This window comes from Stenotrophomonas sp. PS02301 (genome assembly GCF_029959485.1).
Taxonomy (GTDB): Bacteria; Pseudomonadota; Gammaproteobacteria; order Xanthomonadales; family Xanthomonadaceae; genus Stenotrophomonas; species Stenotrophomonas maltophilia_Z.
The window spans coordinates 1-18,012 of record NZ_JASCOO010000080.1 but is presented as its reverse complement, the minus strand read 5'-3'; the positions used below and the strand labels follow the sequence as shown (position 1 = coordinate 18,012).

Sequence of the window (18,012 nt, the reverse complement as noted above, 5' to 3'; positions counted from 1 at the left end):
GCGTTCGCCACTGCCTGCGACAGGCCTCGAGGGGAGCCGGCCAGCGGCCGGCGCTACTGGAGCGTAAGGGGGCTCAACGTCACCTGTGCATTGTTCGCCGCCCCCATCCGTCCGGTATAGGTCTGGCCGCGTTGCAGCAGGTAGAAACTGTCCAGGTAGTCGGTATCGTTGGTGAACCAGCTGCTCGGCATGGCCTTGAGGATCGCGCCGCCGATATCGGCAATCACCGCGTACTCCGGGGCGAAGGCGCCCAGCGCAAGCTTCACGCCTTCGGTGAGGGCGATCAGCAGGTCTTTGTAGTTGGTGTCGCCATCGTCTTCGAACAGTTGCACGTTGGCGGTATCGAACCGGTAGTTGCCCCAGATCACCAAGGGTTGGCCCGGGGTGTAATCGGTCTTGTCATGGTCCAGGTACGGCAGTGACACCGTGGCCATCTCCGGCTCTGCCTTGTCTGTCTGCAGCCCGGACACCACGGCGAACACTTCCGCGCCGCCCAACGCCCACGGCTCGCCGTCATTGGCCAGGCGGATACGGTCAAGCCGGGTGACATCCAGGGAGGTCGCTCCATCGGCGGCCACCGTGAGCCGGTCGGCCGACTGCAGTCCCCTCGCCTGCAACCCGGCATTGATCAGGGCCATGCCTTCCTGGACTGCCTGCCCGGTATCGATGTCCACGATCAATACCGGGAAGGTCGGGGCTACCTGCGCGTCCAGCAGATGCTGACGCCCGTGCCGGTCGTAGGCCACCAGGGAGGTCCAGGTGCGGTCGTCTCCCTTGGGCAACACTGCCACCCAGAGATCGGCAGGCGCCACTGCGCTCAGCGTCTGCCCGGCAGGCACGAAGCTGCGGACCTGCAGCAAACCGCGATCTGCGGCTGGCAGGCCCTTGTATCGGCGGACCAGAGCATCGCGTTCGGACAGCATCCGCGACGCCAGGCTGTTCCCACCCGGATCGCTCTCGGCCAGGACCGCGGTCAACGGCAGCCCGCGCTCGGGGTGGGCCGCCAGCGCAGCGACGAGGGCGCCGGCCCGTGCCGGCTGCCCGAGCCACGCAGCCACATCGCGTGCACTTGCATCGGCCACGGCGTGCACATGCCCTCGCTCGCCCGGGGCGGCCTTTACGGACACTACAGAAGCGAACATCAGTACGCCGGCGGTGATCACCGACATCAACACGTCTTTCGTCTTCATCGTGCTTCCTGATAGGTGTCGACTGCCGTCGACAAAAGATCCATGCCATGCGCGTTCGGCGCACAGCACAGTGCATGCCGACGGACCTTACGCGGCGGTGCCAGCACGATTCCGTACGCCCTTCACAGTTCGTGTCGCATGCAGCCATTTCTGACACCGGCGCGTGACCTGGGTCCCAGACGCATGACGTTCAGCGGGTCATCGCCGCCCAAAAAAAGAGGCGGCCATCAAGGCCGCCCCGGGAGTCGACAACGTGGCGCGCGCTTACGCGCCCGCCATCCATTTCAGGATCAGCCCGGTCACATACGCCAGGCCGGTACCGGTGGCATAGCCCACGGTGCCCAACAGCACGCCGACCGGCGCCAGCGACGGATGGAACGCGGCAGCGACCACGGGTGCCGATGCCGCTGCACCGATGTTGCCCTGCGAACCGATCGCGAAGAAGAACAGCGGCGCGCGCAGCAGCTTGGCGGCGATCCACAGCACCAGGATGTGGGTCAGCATCCAGATCGCGCCGAGCGCGAACAGCCACGGCCGGTCGAGCAGCGAGAGCAGGTCCATCTGCATGCCGATGCAGGCGATCAGGAAATACAGGAACAGGGTGCCAAGACGCGAGGCACCGGCCGATTCCAGGCGCCGCGCGCGGGTGAAGCTCAGGCCCAGGCCGAGCGCCGTGGACAGCAGCACCACCCAGACGAACGCGCTGTCCAGGCTGAACTGGCTGGCCCAGCTCACATTGGCCTTGAACCAGCTGCTCAGCGGCGCAGCGATGGCATGCGCCAGGCCGACGCCGCCCAGCCCCACACCGACGATCACCATCAGGTCGGTCAGGCTGGGAATGCGGGCATTCTGTGCTTCGTATGCCGAGATGCGCTCCTTCATCTCATCAATGGCGCGGGTATCGGCCCCGCTGCGGGCATCGATCTGCTTGGCGCGGTTGGCCAGGAACAGCAGGACCGCCATCCACAGGCTCGCGCAGGCCACATCGACCACGGCGAACTGGCCGAACGTCGTCGCATCGGTGCCGAACACTTCACGCATCGCCACCATGTTGGCGCCGCCGCCGATCCAGCTGCCGGCCAGCGCCGCCATGCCCTTCCAGGTGTCACCGGCCACGGTGGCCGGGTGGATCCAGGACATCGCCTGGAACGACACGATGGCGCCGAGGATGATGCCCAGCGTGCCGGCGCAGAACATCACCAGCAGCTTCGGGCCCAGCTTCATGATGCCCTTGAGGTCGATCGACAGGGTCAGCAGCACCAGCGCGGCGGGCAGCAGCACGTCGCGGGCGATCGGGTTGTAGAGCGAGGTGTTGTGGCCATCGATGAGGCCGGCGGTGTTGTAGATGGCCGGGATGAAGTAGCACAGCAGCAGGGCCGGTACCCACGCGAAAATCTTCTTGAGGAGCGGGGTCGGGCCGCTGGCGGCCCAGAAGATCACCGCCAGGGTGGCGGCGATCAGGCCGAGGCCGACGATGTCATTGGTGATCAGGGCAGTACTGGGTTCGGTCGGCATCAAGCCATCCTCTGTCGATCGAAGGGATAAAAAAAAGCGCCGCATAGAGCGGCGCCTCCGGAGCTTAACATTGTCTTCACGACGCCACACTTTGCGGCGCAGCGAGCAGGACGATTACGACGCAGGCAGCGATGGACGTTCACTGCGCCCGGGCAGCGAGGCCCCCAGATCGAGGATCACGCAGGTGCCCCGGGGAACGCAGGGCTCGATCTGCAGCGCCCAGCCCAGATGTTCACAGAGCCGGGCGATCAGCTCCAGGCCGATCCCGCTCTGCTCGTTGCGGTCGCCCCGCGCCATGCGCGCATGTACCGCCGCGATCTCTTCCGGACTCATGCCGAGCCCGGGATCCTGCAGGGTCACCACCGCCTGGCCGGAGACCTGGATGTGGATGGTGCCGCGGCCGCTGTTCTCGATCGCGTTGCGCAGCAGATTGCCGATCGCCGCCTGGACCACGCCCAGTGGCGCGACGATATCCACCCGTGCCAGGCCGTCGATCTCGATGCGCAGGTCCTTGTCGCCCATCAGGTGACGATGGTCTTCAATGATGTCCGGCACCAGCAGATCCAGCGGGATACGCTCGCCCAGTGCAGCCAGCCGCGCCGGGTCGCGCGCCAGCACCAGCAGCAGCTGGATCAACTGCTCCACGCCCTGCGCGGTGCGGTGCACCCGCTGCATCTGCTGGCGGGCGCGGTCGGGAATCTCCGGCTGGCCGAGTGCCAGTTCCGAGGCGCCGGTGATCACCGCGATCGGCGTGCGCAGTTCATGGCTGGCCGTGCTGATGAAGATCCGCTCGCGTTCAACGAACTGTTCGTTGCGCGCCAGGTAGTCGTTGAGCGCGTTGGCGATCACGTACAGCTCGGAGCTGGCCCGTGGGTCCACGTCCACCCGTTGCCCGGGAACACCCGGCCGCAGCTCGTCGATGCGCCGGGCCAGCGAGCTCAGCGGCCGTACCAGGCGACCGACGCCGAAGGACGCCATCACCACGGTGACGATGATCATCAGCACACCGGCCAGCAGCACCCAGCGCGTGGCGAACTGCTCCAGCTCATGGAAGTCATTGATGTCCAGCACCAGTGCCAGCCGCCCCAGCTGCGTGGTTTCGCGGACCATCACCGCGCTGGCGCGTCCGTTGACCTCCACACCGTCGTGCAGCCCCGGATGCAGCGTGCGCAGGCTCTCCGGCACCGTCGGGCTGCCGTTGATGTAGAACAGCCGCAGGGTGTCCGAATCCTGCCAGCGGTAGTGCGGCTCGTGTTCGATGTGGTTGACGATGCTGTCCAGCTCGGAGTTGAGCAGCGCGCGCCATGCCGAGTGCTCGGCGTGTTCGTGCACGTAGTTGCCCACGCTGAATACCGCCAGCGAGATCAGCGCGAGGTAGCCCAGCAGCCACCACACCATGCGCCGGTGCATCGGCGCTGGATTGGGCGGGCGCTTATGCCACTTCATCGGCACTGTCCGCAGCCGACACGCCGAGGCGGTAGCCGACCCGCGGCAAGGTGTGGATCAATTTCTGCTGGAACGGGCCATCGACGCTGCGGCGCAGTTCGTAGACATGCGAGCGCAGCAGATCGCCATCGGGCAGTTCATCCCCCCAGAGCGCAAATTCAAGCTGCTGGCGCGTGACTGCGCCGGGGCTGGCGCGCATCAGCACTTCCAGCAGCTTCCGGCAGGCCGGATACAGATGCAGCGGCTTGCCGTCGCGCTGCGCTTCCAGCGTAGAAAGATCCAGCTTGAGGTCGGACACCTCCAGCACCTTGCGCGGGTTACGCCCTTTGGCACGCACCATCAGCGCTTCCAGGCGCACTTCCAGCTCGGGCAGCGCGAACGGCTTGGTCAGGTAATCGTCGGCGCCGGCACGGAAGCCAGCGATCTTGTCTGGCAGCTCATCGCGCGCGGTGAGCATGATCACCGGCACTTCCGAGCCGTGGTCAGCACGCAACCGGCGCAGCACCTCCGGGCCTTCCATGCGCGGCAGCATCCAATCCAGGATCAGCGCGTCATAGGGCTGCGACACGGCCAGGTGCAGGCCGGTGACGCCATCGGGCGCGACATCGAGCACATGGCCCCGCGACTCGAAATAATCGAATAGATTGGCAACCAGCTGACGGTTGTCTTCAATGACCAGCAGCCGCATGGGAGACTCTCTTGACCGGTTGAAGGCATGGTAGCGGGAACCGTGTCGGAATCCGGTCGCAATGGGTGGTTTTACGACGCTTTTCCTACGCTGTCGGGGAGACAGTGGCTGTTTTGCCGACGAGCCTGGGCGTGACCGAATCCTTCTTCCTGCGGCGCTGGCCGCGTGTGCTGGTCTGCCTTGCCTTGCTGCTGGCACTGGCCGCCGGCATCGGCCTGCGCCAGCCCTCCCCGCCCGATGAACCGCGTTTCGTGCTCGCAGCGCGTGCCATGGTCGAGTCCGGCCAGTGGCTGCTGCCCCACCGCGGCAGCGAACTGTATGCGGAAAAACCGCCGGTCTTCATGTGGATGCAGGCCGCCAGCCACCAGCTGTTCGGCGGCTGGGCGCTCGCCTTTCTGGTGCCTTCGCTGCTGGCTGCGCTGCTCACGCTGTGGCTGACCTGGGACCTGGGCCGGCGCCTGTGGAACCGCCGGGTCGGGTGGTGGGCCCTGCTCGCGTTGTTCAGCTGCCTGCAGTTCGGCCTGATGGCCAAACGGGCCCAGATCGACATGGTGCTGGTAGCGATGACCACCCTGTCGCTGTGGGGGCTGCTGCGCCACCTGCTGGAGGGCCGCAACCGCCCGGCGCTGTGGTTGGCCGGCTTTGCTGCCGGGGTGGGCACGGTGACCAAGGGCGTCGGCTTCCTGCCGTTGCTGGTGCTGGTGCCGTTTGCCCTGTGGCGCTGGCGCGCCCGTGGCACGGCGTTGCCGCCGGGCACCGCGCGCGATCTGTGGTGGCTGCTGCCGGCCTTCCTGCTCGGCACGGCGGTCTGGCTGGCACCGTTGGGCATCGCCCTGCTCAACGCGTCCGATCCGGCACTGCACGCGTATGCGCGCGAACTGCTGTTCAAACAGACCGGCACCCGCTACGCCAACGCCTGGCACCACGTGAAGCCCGTCTGGTACTACCTGCAGGTGATGGTCACCTTGTGGTTGCCGGGCAGCCTGTTGCTGCCGGCGCTGATCCCCGCGTGGTGGCGCCGCCTCAACCGCCTGGACGGGCGCTGGTGGCTGCTGCTGGGGTGGGCGCTGCTGGTACTCGTCTTCTTCAGCGCCAGCCCGGGCAAGCGCGAGGTGTACATCTTCCCGATGCTGCCCGCGCTGTGCCTGGCCGCCGCACCGCTGCTGCCCGGGCTGCTGCGCCGGGCCGGGCTGCGCTGGCTGCTGTGGGCGTATGTCGCGGTGCTGGGCACGGCGGCGCTGTACATCGGCACACAGCTCTGGAGCGGTAGCGCGTGGGCGCACCTCCAGCTGGCCCGACGTGCCATGCCCGATGCCCTGCTGCCCGTATTGGGCGGCTGGCTGATCGCCTTCGGCGTGGTGCTGCTGGCCTTGGCACTGTGGTGGCGCCAACGGCGCGCGGGCGCACTGGTGGTGGCGACCGCCTTCCTGCTCTGGAATCTGTACGGCTGGGTGTTGATGCCGACGCTGGATCCGTACAGCTCCGCGTCCGCCGTGATGCAGCGGGTGGGCACGCGGATCGGGCCGGAGGCCGAGCTGGGCGTGGTGGCCTGGCGCGAGCAGAACCTGCTGCAGGCCGACCGCCCGGTGACCGATTTCGGCTTCAAAACGCCGTGGGAGCAGCAATGGCAGGCCGCAGGCCCGTGGTTGGCGCAGGCCCCGCAGCGCCGCTGGCTGCTGGTGCTTGATGAGGCGATCAGCCCCTGCGTGGACCCGTCGGCGGTGATCGAGATCGGCAGCGCCAATCGGAACCGCTGGCTGCTGTTCCCGGGCACCGCCTGGCAGGCGGACTGCCATGCCGCCGTGACGGCGACCGACACCGCGCAGGATGAGGAAGACTGAACGGAAGGTCGCGCTTAACCGGCGGCCAACATCGCTCCGACCCCTCTCCGACAACCCGCTGACGACCATGGCGCCGGAATCTCCCGCCGGCCCCATTGTCCATGTTCCCAGCGTCCACCGTTGCTCTCTCCTCCGCGCCGGCTGCGTCGGCCACGCCGCGCTTCCTCCGCGATCACCTCTGGGCTCCGCTGGCGTTGACCGCGCTCGCCAGCGCCGCGCTGATGGGCGCCGGGGGCGACCAGTGGCTGGCCGACCAGTGGTATCGCCTGGAAGGGCAGCAGTGGGCGCTGCAGAACGCGTGGGTCACCACTCACCTGATCCATCAGGCCGGCAAATGGGCCAGCAGTGCAGCTGCGCTGGTGGCGATCGTGCTGTGCTTCCACGCGTGGCGCAGCGAACGTGCGGCCGGGTGGCGCTGGCCCTTGCTGTACCTGGTGCTGGCGGTCGCACTGGGCACCGGCCTGGTCTCGCTGCTCAAGGCATTGACCAATATGGACTGCCCGTGGGATCTCACCCGCTACGGCGGCACCCGCGAGTTCATCGGCCTGTTCGCCACACGCCCACCGGGCATGCCGCGCGGGGTGTGCTTCCCGGGTGGGCACTCCAGCGCTGGCTTTGCGTGGATCAGCCTGTACTTCGTCGCCTTGATGGTGCGCCCCGCCTGGCGCTGGCGCGGCCTGGCGGTCGGCCTGCTGGCCGGCGGCGTGTTCGGGTTCTCGCAGCAACTGCGTGGCGCGCATTTCCTGTCGCATGATCTGTGGACACTGGCCACCTGCTGGGCGGTGTCGCTGGGCCTGTACCTGCTGGTTGAACGCATCCGGCTGCACGAACGCAGCACGGTGCCGGTCAGTGGGCAGGGAGACGCGGCATGAGCGCCACCCTCCCGCGTACTACACGCTTCCCGGCGCTGGCTGCCTTGCGCGCCTGGCGCCCGCAGTGCACCACCGAGACCTTGATCCTGCTCACCAGCGTGTTCTTCGCGGTCGCCTGCAACGGCTTGTTCTGGCACAGCGCAATGGCGACCCACCCGGGCAGCATGGGTTTCGCCCTCTCGCTGTTCCTGTTCCTGGTCGGCGCGCACAGCCTGCTGATGGGGCTGCTGGTCTGGCGCTGGAATGCCAAGGTGGTGCTGAGCGTGCTGCTGATCGGCACCGCGCTGGCTGCGCACTACATGAGCAGTTACCACATCTATCTGGATGCGGACATGCTGCGCAACGTACTGGCCACCGACCACAAGGAAAGCCGCGAACTGATCACGCCGAGCCTGATCCTGCCGCTGCTGCTGTTGGCCTTCGTACCGATGCTGCTGCTCTCGCGCGTGCAGCTCCGCCGCCGCACGCTGGGCAGGGTCCTTCTGTGGCGTATCGGTTTTCTGCTGCTGTCGGCACTGATCGCCTTCGGCGGGGCGATGCTCTCCTTCCAGGAGATGTCCTCGCTGATGCGCAACCAGCGCGAAGTGCGTTACCTGGCCACGCCCGGGAACTTCCTGCTCGGCCTGCCCAAGGCGCTGCGCGGTGACAATCCGATCCAGCGTGCGCCCAAGCTGCCGATCGGCATGGATGCCAACGTGACCCCGCGTGCCGCGGGCAGCCGCCCGCGCCTGCTGGTGATCGTGATGGGCGAGACCGCACGCGCACAGAACTGGGGCCTCAACGGCTATGCCAAGCAGACCACTCCGGAACTGGCCCAGGCCGGGGTGATCAATTTCCCCGACATGCATTCGTGCGGCACCAGTACCGAAGTCTCCCTGCCCTGCCTGTTCTCGCCCTATGGACGGCATGACTACGACGAAAAAAAGATCCGCGCGCACCAGTCGCTGCTGCACGTGCTGGATCACGCCGGCATTGCCACGCTGTGGCGTGACAACCAATCCGGTTGCAAGGGCGTGTGCGAGGGCCTGGAAATGCAGGCACTGGACGATGCCAAGCACCCGACCCTGTGCGCCAACGGGCGCTGCATGGACGAGATCCTGATCGACGATCTGGCCACCCAGGTGCGCGCCAGGCCCGGTGACCGCGTGGTGGTCCTGCACCAGCTGGGCAACCACGGGCCGAGTTACTTCGAACGCTATCCGCCGCGCTTCCGCCGCTTCACCCCGACCTGCGATACGCCGGACCTGGGCAAGTGCAGCCGCGAGCAGATCACCAACAGTTACGACAACGCGCTGTTGTACACCGATCACCTGCTCTCGCGCACGATCGGCACACTGAAGGGCATGGACGACTACGACACGGCGATGATCTACCTCTCCGATCATGGTGAATCGCTGGGCGAGAAGGGCCTGTATCTGCACGGTGTGCCGTATGCGATCGCCCCGCAGGAGCAGACCCGCGTACCGATGACGATGTGGTTCTCGCCGTCCTTCGCCGCCAACCGCGGGCTCAACCTGGCCTGCGTGCGGGAGCGCGCAGGCAAGTACACCGACCACGACAATCTGTTCCCGTCGGTGCTGGGGCTGATGCAGGTCAAGACGTCGGTGTATGAACGTGACCGCGATCTGTTTGCGTCGTGCGAGGTTTGAAGCGGAACGACCACTGCTGTCAGCTATTCGCTCTTCCGTTTTGGTCGAGGCAGGCCATACCGTCCGTCGGCGGATAGTCGAGCAAAGACGATGGCTTCGGCTGTGGGTTGGTCTCGAGCCGTTGTTGTTCCCATGCGCACCGACCCACTGTCGACGGGGCGGTGTGGGTGGGTTGGCGGGACCGTTATGCGCCATGGATGGCGCATATCGAGCCCCCATGGACGGGTTCACGGCGGGTCCCGACAACCCGCCCGCACCGACCCAAACCACGATGCAATGACGCCACGCCGTTGACGTTGGCGCTACGATCCCACCCGAACCCTGCTGCCCTGCCCCTTGCGGTGCGCCCGGCGCTTCACTAGCCTTCGCCGGTCTGTCACCACCCAAGGATGTGCCCGTGAACCACCGCCCGCTCCTGCTGGCCCTGGCTGTCAGTGCTGCCGCACTGACGCTGGCGGCCTGCCAGAAGGAACCGTCCCCCGCCGATGCACCGGCCACGGGCACCACCCAGTCCAAGGAAACCGCGGACCAGTTCATCGCCCGCGTCAACGCCGAGTACAAAGCCATGTACCCGGAAATGACCTCGGCCCAGTGGCTGTCTTCGACCTACATCAATGACGATTCCGAGCGCGTCGCGGCCAAGGCCAACGAACGCTGGCTCACCGTGCTCAACGGCTGGATCGCCCAGGCCGGCCAGTACGACGGCCAGCCGATGAGCGAAGACACCAAGCGCCAGATCCACCTGCTCAAGCTGATGACCTCCATGCCCGCCCCGCGCGACCCGGCCAAGCTCTCCGAGCTGACCCGCATCGCCAGCCGCATGGAAGGCGCTTATGGCTCCGGCAAATACTGCACCGATGAAGCCAACCCCCAGACCTGCCGCCAGCTCGGCGATCTGGAACAGGTCCTCGCCCGCAGCCGCGACTACGACGCGCAGCTGGACGCCTGGCAGGGCTGGCATGGAACCACCAAGCCGATGCGCGCTGATTACGAGCGTTTCGTCAGCCTGGTCAATGAAGGTGCCAAAGAAATGGGCTTCGCCGACGCCGGGCAGATGTGGCGCAGCGGCTACGACATGCCGGCCGACCAGATCGGCCCGGAAACCGACCGGCTGTGGGACCAGGTCAAGCCGATGTACGAGCAGCTGCACTGCTATGCCCGTACCAAGCTCGATGCCACGTACGGCAAGGACAAGGCCGAGGTCAACGGCGGCCTGATCGCCGCGCACCTGACCGGCAACATGTGGCAGCAGGACTGGTCCAACCTGTGGGACCAGCTGGAACCGTATCCCGGTGCCGGCAACCTGGACATCACCGCCGCACTGGAAAAGCAGTACCAGACCAACCTCAGTGGCGCACTGGCCAAGGCCGGCAGCGGCGCGAACGTGGAAGCGCTGTACAAGGCGCAGCGTGAGGCCGAACTGCGTACCGCCAAGCAGATGACCGAGCGCGCGCAGGACTTCTATGTCTCGCTCGGCATGCCGGCACTGCCGAAGTCGTACTGGGACAAGACCCAGTTCATCAAGCCGCTGGACCGTGACGTGGTCTGCCACGCCAGCGCGTGGGACATGAACATGGAAGGCGACGTGCGCACCAAGATGTGCATCAAGCCGAACGAAGAGAATTTCACCACGATCTACCACGAGCTGGGTCATATCTATTACGACCTGGCCTACAACCCGCTGCCGCCGTTGTTCCAGGGCGGTGCCAACGACGGCTTCCATGAAGCGATCGGCGACACCATCGTGCTGGCGATGACGCCGCAGTACCTCAACTCGATCGGCCTGGTCGACGCCCCGCAGGAAAGCCGCGAGGCGACCATCAACGCGCAGATGCGCATGGCCCTGAGCGGCGTGTCGTTCCTGCCGTTCGGCCTGATGATCGACCGCTGGCGCTGGGGCGTGTTCGATGGCTCGATCACCCCGGACCATTACAACCAGGCGTGGTGGGACCTGAAGGCCAAGTACCAGGGCGTGGCCCCGGCCAGCGCGCGCGGTGAGGAATTCTTCGATGCGGGCGCCAAGTACCACGTGCCGGGCAACACCCCGTACACCCGCTACTTCCTGGCGCGCATCCTGCAGTTCCAGTTCTACAAGGGCCTGTGCGATGCCTCCGGTTACAAGGGTCCGCTGCATCAGTGCAGCTTCTACGGCAACAAGGAAGCCGGCCAGAAGTTCTGGGCCATGCTGAGCAAGGGCGCCAGCCAGCCGTGGCAGGCCACGCTGAAGGAAATCACCGGCGGCGACAAACTCGATGCCGGCCCGATGATCGAGTACTTCACCCCGGTCAACGAATGGCTCAAGCAGCAGAACCAGGGCCAGATGTGCGGTTGGCAGGTGCCGGCGGCCACCGCTGCGGCCCCGGCCGCACCGACGGCGCGCGCGGCACCGTAACCCGTGGGTTGGGCCGGGCCCGCCCGGCCGCAGCCCGCAACGAAAAAACCGGCCGAAAGGCCGGTTTTTTCATGCGCTTCCACGCAGGGCGTGGCGCTACGACGTGGGTTTCAGGGCGGCCGCCAGCTCGGTCTTGAACTGCTCGAAGTCCATGCCGTCGGCCTTGGCCTCGGCGTGCGCGGCATCCTTCAACGCATCCGAGTACACCAACCGGACCGGCGTGCCCTGCCGCTCGTGCAGTTCGGCGGCCTGCATGATCAAGGCCAGCACGCGTGCCGCGCTGGTGGTCTGCCCCGCGATGCGTCCGTCCATGCCCAGCACCCACTCACCCTCGCGGCGCACCACACCGGCCAGCAGCGTGCGTTGCTGGTCGCGCAGTTCGGCATGCGGCTCGACCGGCGGGGTGGCGGCCTGCTCGCGGTTGGCGGCCTGGGTTTCGCGGCGCCGGCGGATGTCGCGGCGCAGTTTGGAGGTGGTCGACATGGGGAAATCCGGACTGCGGCAAAGCGCCAAGGATACCGCACGGACCCTGGCGAGCCCGTATCGCAGCACGGGCGGCCCTCTCAATCCAGGACCTTGCCGTGCCGCCAATAGCCCATGAAGGTGATGGCCTGGCGGTCGATACCACAGGTTTTGACCAGGTGCCGGCGGACCGCCATCACCGCGCCGGCCTCGCCGGCGACCCAGGCATACAGCCCGCCGCCCGGCGCACTGGCCTGCTCCCACAGGATGTCCTGATCGATGTCGATCTCGGCCAGTTCCTGCTCACCATGGCGCGTACCGGAGGGACCGACCCGGGCCCGTACCGCGTCCTGCAGCCGCTGACCATGCGCGGCGCCCTCGCGGGCCAGCCAGAACAGCTGCGCACCGGGCGGTGCCTGCAGCGGCATTACATCCGCCTCGTGCTCCACCTCCAGGAAGGCCTGCACGTCCGGCGGCTGCGGCCACTGCGCCAAGTCTTCCAGAATGCCGGCCACGGCTGGCAGCGCAGTGTCATCGGCCACCAACAGCACGCGCTTCACCTGCGCCGGCGGCTTCCACTCGTAGCCCTCGCTGCTGTGCTCGACCCGCGCATCGGGCGCCAGCAGTCCGACCCGATCGCCGACACGTGCCTGCATGGCCACACGCGAGGCGGGGCCGGTCTCGCCGTGCAGCACGAAATCGACATCAACTTCGCCCACTTCAGGGCGCAGCGCACGGATGGTGTAGGTGCGCATCGGCGCACGCTCGGTGTCGGGCAGCGCGCGATAACGCGCGTACCAGTCCTCGCCCTGCGGCACCTCGGGGGCTGGCTGGCCGGGTAGCGGGAAGAACACCTTGATACGCTGATCCGGCCCGTCGGTCTTCATGTTGGCCACATCGGGCGCAGCGAAGACCATGCGGGTAAGCGACGGAGAGAGAACGGTGCGCTGCTTGAGCGCGACATCGAACAGGCGGTAGGTCTGATGGGCAGCCATGCAATCACCCTGAGTTGCGGCGGACGCGGCGTCCGCAGGGGAGCGTATTGGCTGTCGTGGAGCACGAACTGGCTGGCGAAGGCACAGGATACGCCGCAGTCGCGCAATGGCAATGCCGCCACGCCTGCGTTGTGTGCAGGCGTGGCATGCATGCGGCTCACTCGATGGGCGTGAGCAGGTCGCGGCGGCGTTCGCAGCGCCGCTCCCAGTACCAGAAGACGGCACCGATGGCGAAGAAGCCCGCGTAGCCCAAGGCCAGGTGCATCGGGCTGCTGCTGAGCATCGGCGAGACCACGCCGGCCACCACCGTGTTGATCATCAGCTGGATGAACATCTGCATCGAGGACGCCAGGCCGCGCTGATGCGGGTACATGTCCAGCACGGCCAGCGCCAGGATCGGGAAGATCAAGGCCATGCCGACGCCGCCCAGGAAGATCGGCATCACCGCCCACGGCAGCGCGATCTGCGGTACCGATGCCACGTAGCCGAAGTTCAACAGCGCCGAGACCGCGCACAACGCAAACCCGATCGCGATCTGTCGCTGCGGCACGATCCGCCCGGCCATGCGCCCGGACAGGAACGAGCCCACGGTCATGCCGCCGATGGTGGGAATGAACAACCAGGCAAATCCGCCTTCGCCGAGCTTCAGGTGCTGCATCACGAACACCGGCGCCGAGGCGATATACAGGAAGATGCCGGAGAAATTGAACGCACCGGCTGCAGCAAGACGCAGCAGGCGCGCATTGGAACCCATCCGCGCATAGCTGCGCAGCAGTTCCCGCATCGACAGTGGCGTGCGCGCCTCGACCGGATGGGTTTCGGGCAGCCACTTGCCGGTGGCCAGCAGCAACACCACGCCGAACAGCACCAGGAACCAGAAGATCAACGGCCAGTCGCCGCCGCCGAGCAGGATCCAGCCACCGATGATCGGGGCGATCGCCGGGGCGACGCCGAAGATCATCGAGACCTGGCTCATCAAGCGCTGCGCGTCGGCACCGTGGTACAGATCGCGGATCACGGCGCGGCCGACGATCACACCCACACCGGCCGTCACGCCCTGCAGCGCGCGGAACACCAGCAACGTGGTCATGTCCCGCGACAGCGCACAGCCGATCGAGGCGCCGATGAACAGCACCAGCCCACCGATGATCACCCGCTTGCGGCCGAACGCATCCGAGAGCGGGCCGTGGGCCAGGCTCATCAGCCCATAGAACAGCAGGTACACGCTGATGGTCTGCTGCACCGCGACCTGGTCCACCTGCATGCGGTCGCCCAGCAGCAGGAAGGCGGGAAAGATGGTGTCGATCGAGAACGGACCGAACATCGCCAGGCCTGCGAGCAGCAGGGCCAAGCGGCGGGTCGAGGGTGAGGCGGGCGTCATGCGGGCTTCCGTCAGCGGCCATGCGCACTGCACGGCGGGCGCCTGGCCCGGAACGGGCGGCGCCAGATGAATACGAGGATCCAGTGATCATAGGCCTTTGCCGCCCCCGGCACCATGCCCGGGCCGGGTTTCCGGGGTCCTGCGCGGCTGCGTATTCATGTGCCGGAAAGGCCCAGTGCCCGAAACGGCTGGGCTATAATCGCCGCGCTACATGGTGGGAGAAGCGGACACCCGCTGCCGAAGGCGCAACGCCCGTAATCGCTCAGGCCCGATACCACCCGTACCAAAACTCTGGAGAGACCGGCGAATGCCGGCGCCGAAGGGGCACGAAGCACGCCGATGCGCGCTTTTAAACTCTCAGGCAAAAGGACAGAGGGGCACCCAGGAAGACCGCAAGGTCCGGTGGATCGCTGTCGCCCGCGACGCGCCCTGGCCCGGCCGCCTTCCGAACGTGCGTGCCCACTCTCCGAGATGCCAGCCATGTCCCAGAACACCCCCTCCCTGCGCGAGCTTGAACACAGCCACGCGTTCGTCGAACGCCATATCGGCCCCAACGACGCCGAAATCGCGCAGATGCTCGATGTGGTCGGCCACGCCTCGCTGGACGCACTGACCGATGCGATCGTCCCGGCCGGGATCAAATCGCCGGCACCGCTGGACCTGCCCGAGTCGCTGACCGAAGTGCAGGCACTGGCCAAGATCCGCGCCATCGCCGACAAGAACCAGGTGTTCCGCACCTTCATCGGCCAGGGCTACTACGGCACGCTCACCCCGAACGTCATCCTGCGCAACGTGCTGGAAAACCCGGCGTGGTACACCGCCTACACCCCGTACCAGGCCGAGATTTCGCAGGGCCGCATGGAAGCGCTGATCAACTTCCAGACGCTGTGCGCCGACCTCACGGGCATGGAGATCGCCAACGCCTCGCTGCTGGATGAGGCCACCGCCGCCGCCGAAGCGATGACCCTGGCCAAGCGTTCGGCCAAGTCGAAGTCCGATACCTTCTTCGTGCACGACGCCGTGCACCCGCAGACGCTGGAACTGCTGCGCACCCGCGCCGAGCCGATGGGCATCGTGCTGCGCGTGGGCACCCCGGCCGAGGCGATGGAAGCCGAAGCCTACGGCGTGCTGCTGCAGTACCCGGATACCTTCGGCCATATCGGCGATTACAAGGCGCTGGCCGATGCCGTGCACGCGCGCGGTGGCCTGGTCGCCGTGGCCACCGACCTGCTGGCACTGACCCTGATCGCCGCGCCCGGCGAATGGGGTGCGGACATCGTGGTCGGCAACTCGCAGCGCTTCGGCGTGCCGTTCGGCTTCGGCGGCCCGCATGCCGCTTTCATGGCCTGCCGCGACGCCTACAAGCGCTCGATGCCGGGCCGCCTGATCGGTGTCTCGGTCGATGCGCAGGGCAACGCCGCGTACCGCCTGACCCTGCAGACCCGCGAGCAGCACATCCGTCGCGAGAAGGCGACCTCCAACATCTGCACCGCCCAGGTGCTGCTGGCGGTGATGGCCTCGATGTACGCCGTGTACCACGGCCCGGAAGGCCTGACCCGCATCGCCCGTCGCACCCACCGTCTGGCCAGCATCCTGGCCGCCGCGCTGCGCGGCGCCGGCGTGAATGTCGGCGAGCATTTCTTCGACACCCTGCACGTCAAGGATGTGGACGCCAAGGCGATCCACGACAAGGCTGCGGCGGCGCGCATCAACCTGCGTGCGATCGACAGCGATGCGGTCGGCATCAGCCTGGATGAAACCGCCACCCGCGCCGACATCATCGCGCTGGGCCAGCTGTTCGGTGCGACCGTCGACGTGGACGCGCTCGATGCGGCCACCGCCGATGCGTTGCCGGCCGATCTGGTGCGCACCAGCGCCTTCCTGACCCACCCGGTGTTCAACACCCACCACAGCGAACACGAACTGCTGCGTTACCTGCGTTCGCTGGCGGACAAGGACCTGGCGATGGATCGCACCATGATCCCGCTGGGCAGCTGCACCATGAAGCTCAACGCCACCGCCGAGATGATCCCGGTGACCTGGCCGGAGTTCGCCAACATCCATCCGCTGGCCCCGGCCGACCAGGCTACCGGCTACAAGGACCTGATCGACGGCCTGGAAGCGATGCTGGTCGAGTGCACCGGTTACGACGCGGTGAGCCTGCAGCCGAACTCCGGCGCGCAGGGCGAGTACGCCGGCCTGCTGGCGATCCGCGCCTACCACCGCTCGCGCGGCGAAGGCCATCGCGACGTCTGCCTGATCCCGGATTCGGCGCACGGTACCAACCCGGCCTCGGCCCAGATGTGCGGCATGAAAGTCGTGGTGACCAAGACCGATGCCAACGGCAACGTCGACCTGGAGGACATCCGGGTCAACGCGGAGAAGTACAGCGACCGCCTGGCCGCGCTGATGATCACCTACCCGTCCACGCATGGCGTGTTCGAGGAAGAGGTGGTGGAGATCTGCGAGATCGTGCACAAGCACGGCGGCCAGGTGTACACCGACGGCGCCAACATGAACGCCCTGGTCGGCGTGGCCAAGCCCGGCAAGTGGGGCTCGGACGTCTCGCACCTGAACCTGCACAAGACCTTCTGCATCCCGCACGGCGGCGGTGGCCCGGGCGTCGGCCCGTGTGCGGTCAAGTCGCACCTCGCCCCGTTCCTGCCGAAGGTGCTGGGCGGCGAAGGCGATGTCGGCATGGTCAGCGCGGCCAGCTTCGGCAGCGCCTCGATCCTGCCGATCAGCTGGATGTACATCACGCTGATGGGTACCGCCGGCCTGCGCAAGGCAACCCAGGTGGCCCTGCTCAACGCCAACTACATCGCCAAGCGCCTGGCCCCGCACTTCAAGACCCTGTACACCGGCCGCAACGGCCTGGTGGCGCACGAGTGCATCCTGGACGTGCGACCGCTGGAGAAGACCTCCGGCATCGGCGCCGAGGACGTGGCCAAGCGCCTGATCGATTTCGGCTTCCACGCCCCGACCCTGAGCTTCCCGGTCGCCGGCACGCTGATGGTGGAACCGACCGAGAGCGAATCGCTGCACGAGCTGGATCGCTTCATCAACGCGATGATCCAGATCCGTGAGGAAATCGCCGCGATCGAAGACGGGCGACTGGACCGCGAGGACAACCCGCTCAAGCACGCACCGCACACCGCCACGGCGGTCTCGGCCAGCGAGTGGGCCCACGCCTACCCGCGCGAGCTGGCGGCCTTCCCGCTGGCCAGCCTGCGCCAGCAGAAGTACTGGCCGCCGGTGGCACGCGTGGACAACGTCTACGGCGACAAGAACGTGATGTGCGCCTGCATCCCGGTCGATGCGTACAAGGAAGACGAGGGCGTGGAGGTCTAAGCCTCCCTGCCCTGACGCAACAGCAGACGGCCCGCGCAAGCGGGCCGTTTTTGTTATGGGCTGCTGCCGACTCCCCGTCTCCCGGCTCCTGCGCGCCGTGGAGGAGAGCCGCCTTTGGATTCTGCAGGCTGGGCGGGGGTGTGTGGGTTCGCGGGACACGCCGTGAATCCATCCATGGAGGCTCATGTCGCGCCATCCATGGCGCTCATGGTCCCGCCAACCCACACACC

Annotated in this window: 12 protein-coding genes and 1 riboswitch; of the genes, 5 read left to right on the top strand and 7 right to left on the bottom strand. The window is 66.9% G+C overall.

Features of this window, described 5'->3' with window-relative positions; genetic code table 11:
* Positions 1-53: 53 nt before the first annotated feature.
* The 4 genes from QMX81_RS16320 to QMX81_RS16305 all read right to left on the bottom strand — a co-directional run bounded on the left by QMX81_RS16320 (position 54) and on the right by QMX81_RS16305 (position 4,839).
* A complete protein-coding gene (locus tag QMX81_RS16320) occupies positions 54-1,190 on the bottom strand; it encodes a DUF3103 family protein (RefSeq protein ID WP_121038790.1) in 1,137 nt (378 codons plus the stop codon).
* A gap of 264 nt (positions 1,191-1,454) precedes the next feature.
* Complete coding sequence (locus QMX81_RS16315) at positions 1,455-2,705, bottom strand: DUF819 family protein (RefSeq protein ID WP_121038793.1); 1,251 nt, start codon at positions 2,703-2,705, stop codon at positions 1,455-1,457.
* 114 nt (positions 2,706-2,819) lie between these two features.
* Positions 2,820-4,151, bottom strand: a complete 1,332-nt coding sequence (locus tag QMX81_RS16310; protein ID WP_121038796.1) for a HAMP domain-containing sensor histidine kinase — start codon at positions 4,149-4,151, stop codon at positions 2,820-2,822.
* On the bottom strand, positions 4,138-4,839 hold the full coding sequence (locus tag QMX81_RS16305) for a response regulator transcription factor (RefSeq protein ID WP_121038799.1): 702 nt from the start codon (positions 4,837-4,839) through the stop codon (positions 4,138-4,140). The genes QMX81_RS16310 and QMX81_RS16305 overlap by 14 nt, the downstream gene beginning before the upstream one ends.
* 131 nt (positions 4,840-4,970) lie before the next feature.
* Here QMX81_RS16305 and QMX81_RS16300 point away from each other — a divergent pair, with 131 nt between their 5' ends.
* The 4 genes from QMX81_RS16300 (at position 4,971) to QMX81_RS16285 (ending at position 11,593) form a co-directional block, all read left to right on the top strand.
* On the top strand, positions 4,971-6,680 hold the full coding sequence (locus tag QMX81_RS16300) for a glycosyltransferase family 39 protein (protein ID WP_121041186.1): 1,710 nt from the start codon (positions 4,971-4,973) through the stop codon (positions 6,678-6,680).
* A gap of 101 nt (positions 6,681-6,781) precedes the next feature.
* A complete protein-coding gene (locus QMX81_RS16295; RefSeq protein ID WP_121038802.1) occupies positions 6,782-7,552 on the top strand; it encodes a phosphatase PAP2 family protein in 771 nt (256 codons plus the stop codon).
* A complete protein-coding gene (locus QMX81_RS16290; protein WP_282263052.1) occupies positions 7,549-9,201 on the top strand; it encodes a phosphoethanolamine--lipid A transferase in 1,653 nt (550 codons plus the stop codon). Before QMX81_RS16295 ends, QMX81_RS16290 begins: the two co-directional genes overlap by 4 nt.
* A gap of 397 nt (positions 9,202-9,598) precedes the next feature.
* On the top strand, positions 9,599-11,593 hold the full coding sequence (locus QMX81_RS16285; RefSeq protein WP_121038808.1) for a M2 family metallopeptidase: 1,995 nt from the start codon (positions 9,599-9,601) through the stop codon (positions 11,591-11,593).
* A 96-nt stretch (positions 11,594-11,689) separates the two neighbouring features.
* On the opposite strand, the gene QMX81_RS16280 is transcribed toward QMX81_RS16285, so the two are convergent.
* From QMX81_RS16280 to QMX81_RS16270, 3 genes are all read right to left on the bottom strand, one after another.
* On the bottom strand, positions 11,690-12,076 hold the full coding sequence (locus QMX81_RS16280) for a hypothetical protein (protein ID WP_121038811.1): 387 nt from the start codon (positions 12,074-12,076) through the stop codon (positions 11,690-11,692).
* Positions 12,077-12,156: 80 nt separating this feature from the next.
* The gene (locus QMX81_RS16275) at positions 12,157-13,050 is read right to left on the bottom strand and encodes a siderophore-interacting protein (RefSeq protein WP_282263045.1); all 894 of its coding nucleotides are present in this window, start codon (positions 13,048-13,050) and stop codon (positions 12,157-12,159) included.
* Between the two features lie 157 nt (positions 13,051-13,207).
* Complete coding sequence (locus tag QMX81_RS16270; RefSeq protein ID WP_121038818.1) at positions 13,208-14,431, bottom strand: multidrug effflux MFS transporter; 1,224 nt, start codon at positions 14,429-14,431, stop codon at positions 13,208-13,210.
* 281 nt (positions 14,432-14,712) lie between these two features.
* Positions 14,713-14,814, top strand: a riboswitch (glycine riboswitch).
* Between the two features lie 88 nt (positions 14,815-14,902).
* On the opposite strand from QMX81_RS16270, the gene gcvP reads away from it, so the two are divergent.
* Positions 14,903-17,782: an aminomethyl-transferring glycine dehydrogenase gene (gcvP, locus tag QMX81_RS16265; protein ID WP_282263041.1), complete on the top strand. Its 2,880-nt coding sequence runs from the start codon at positions 14,903-14,905 to the stop codon at positions 17,780-17,782.
* Positions 17,783-18,012 lie beyond the last annotated feature (230 nt).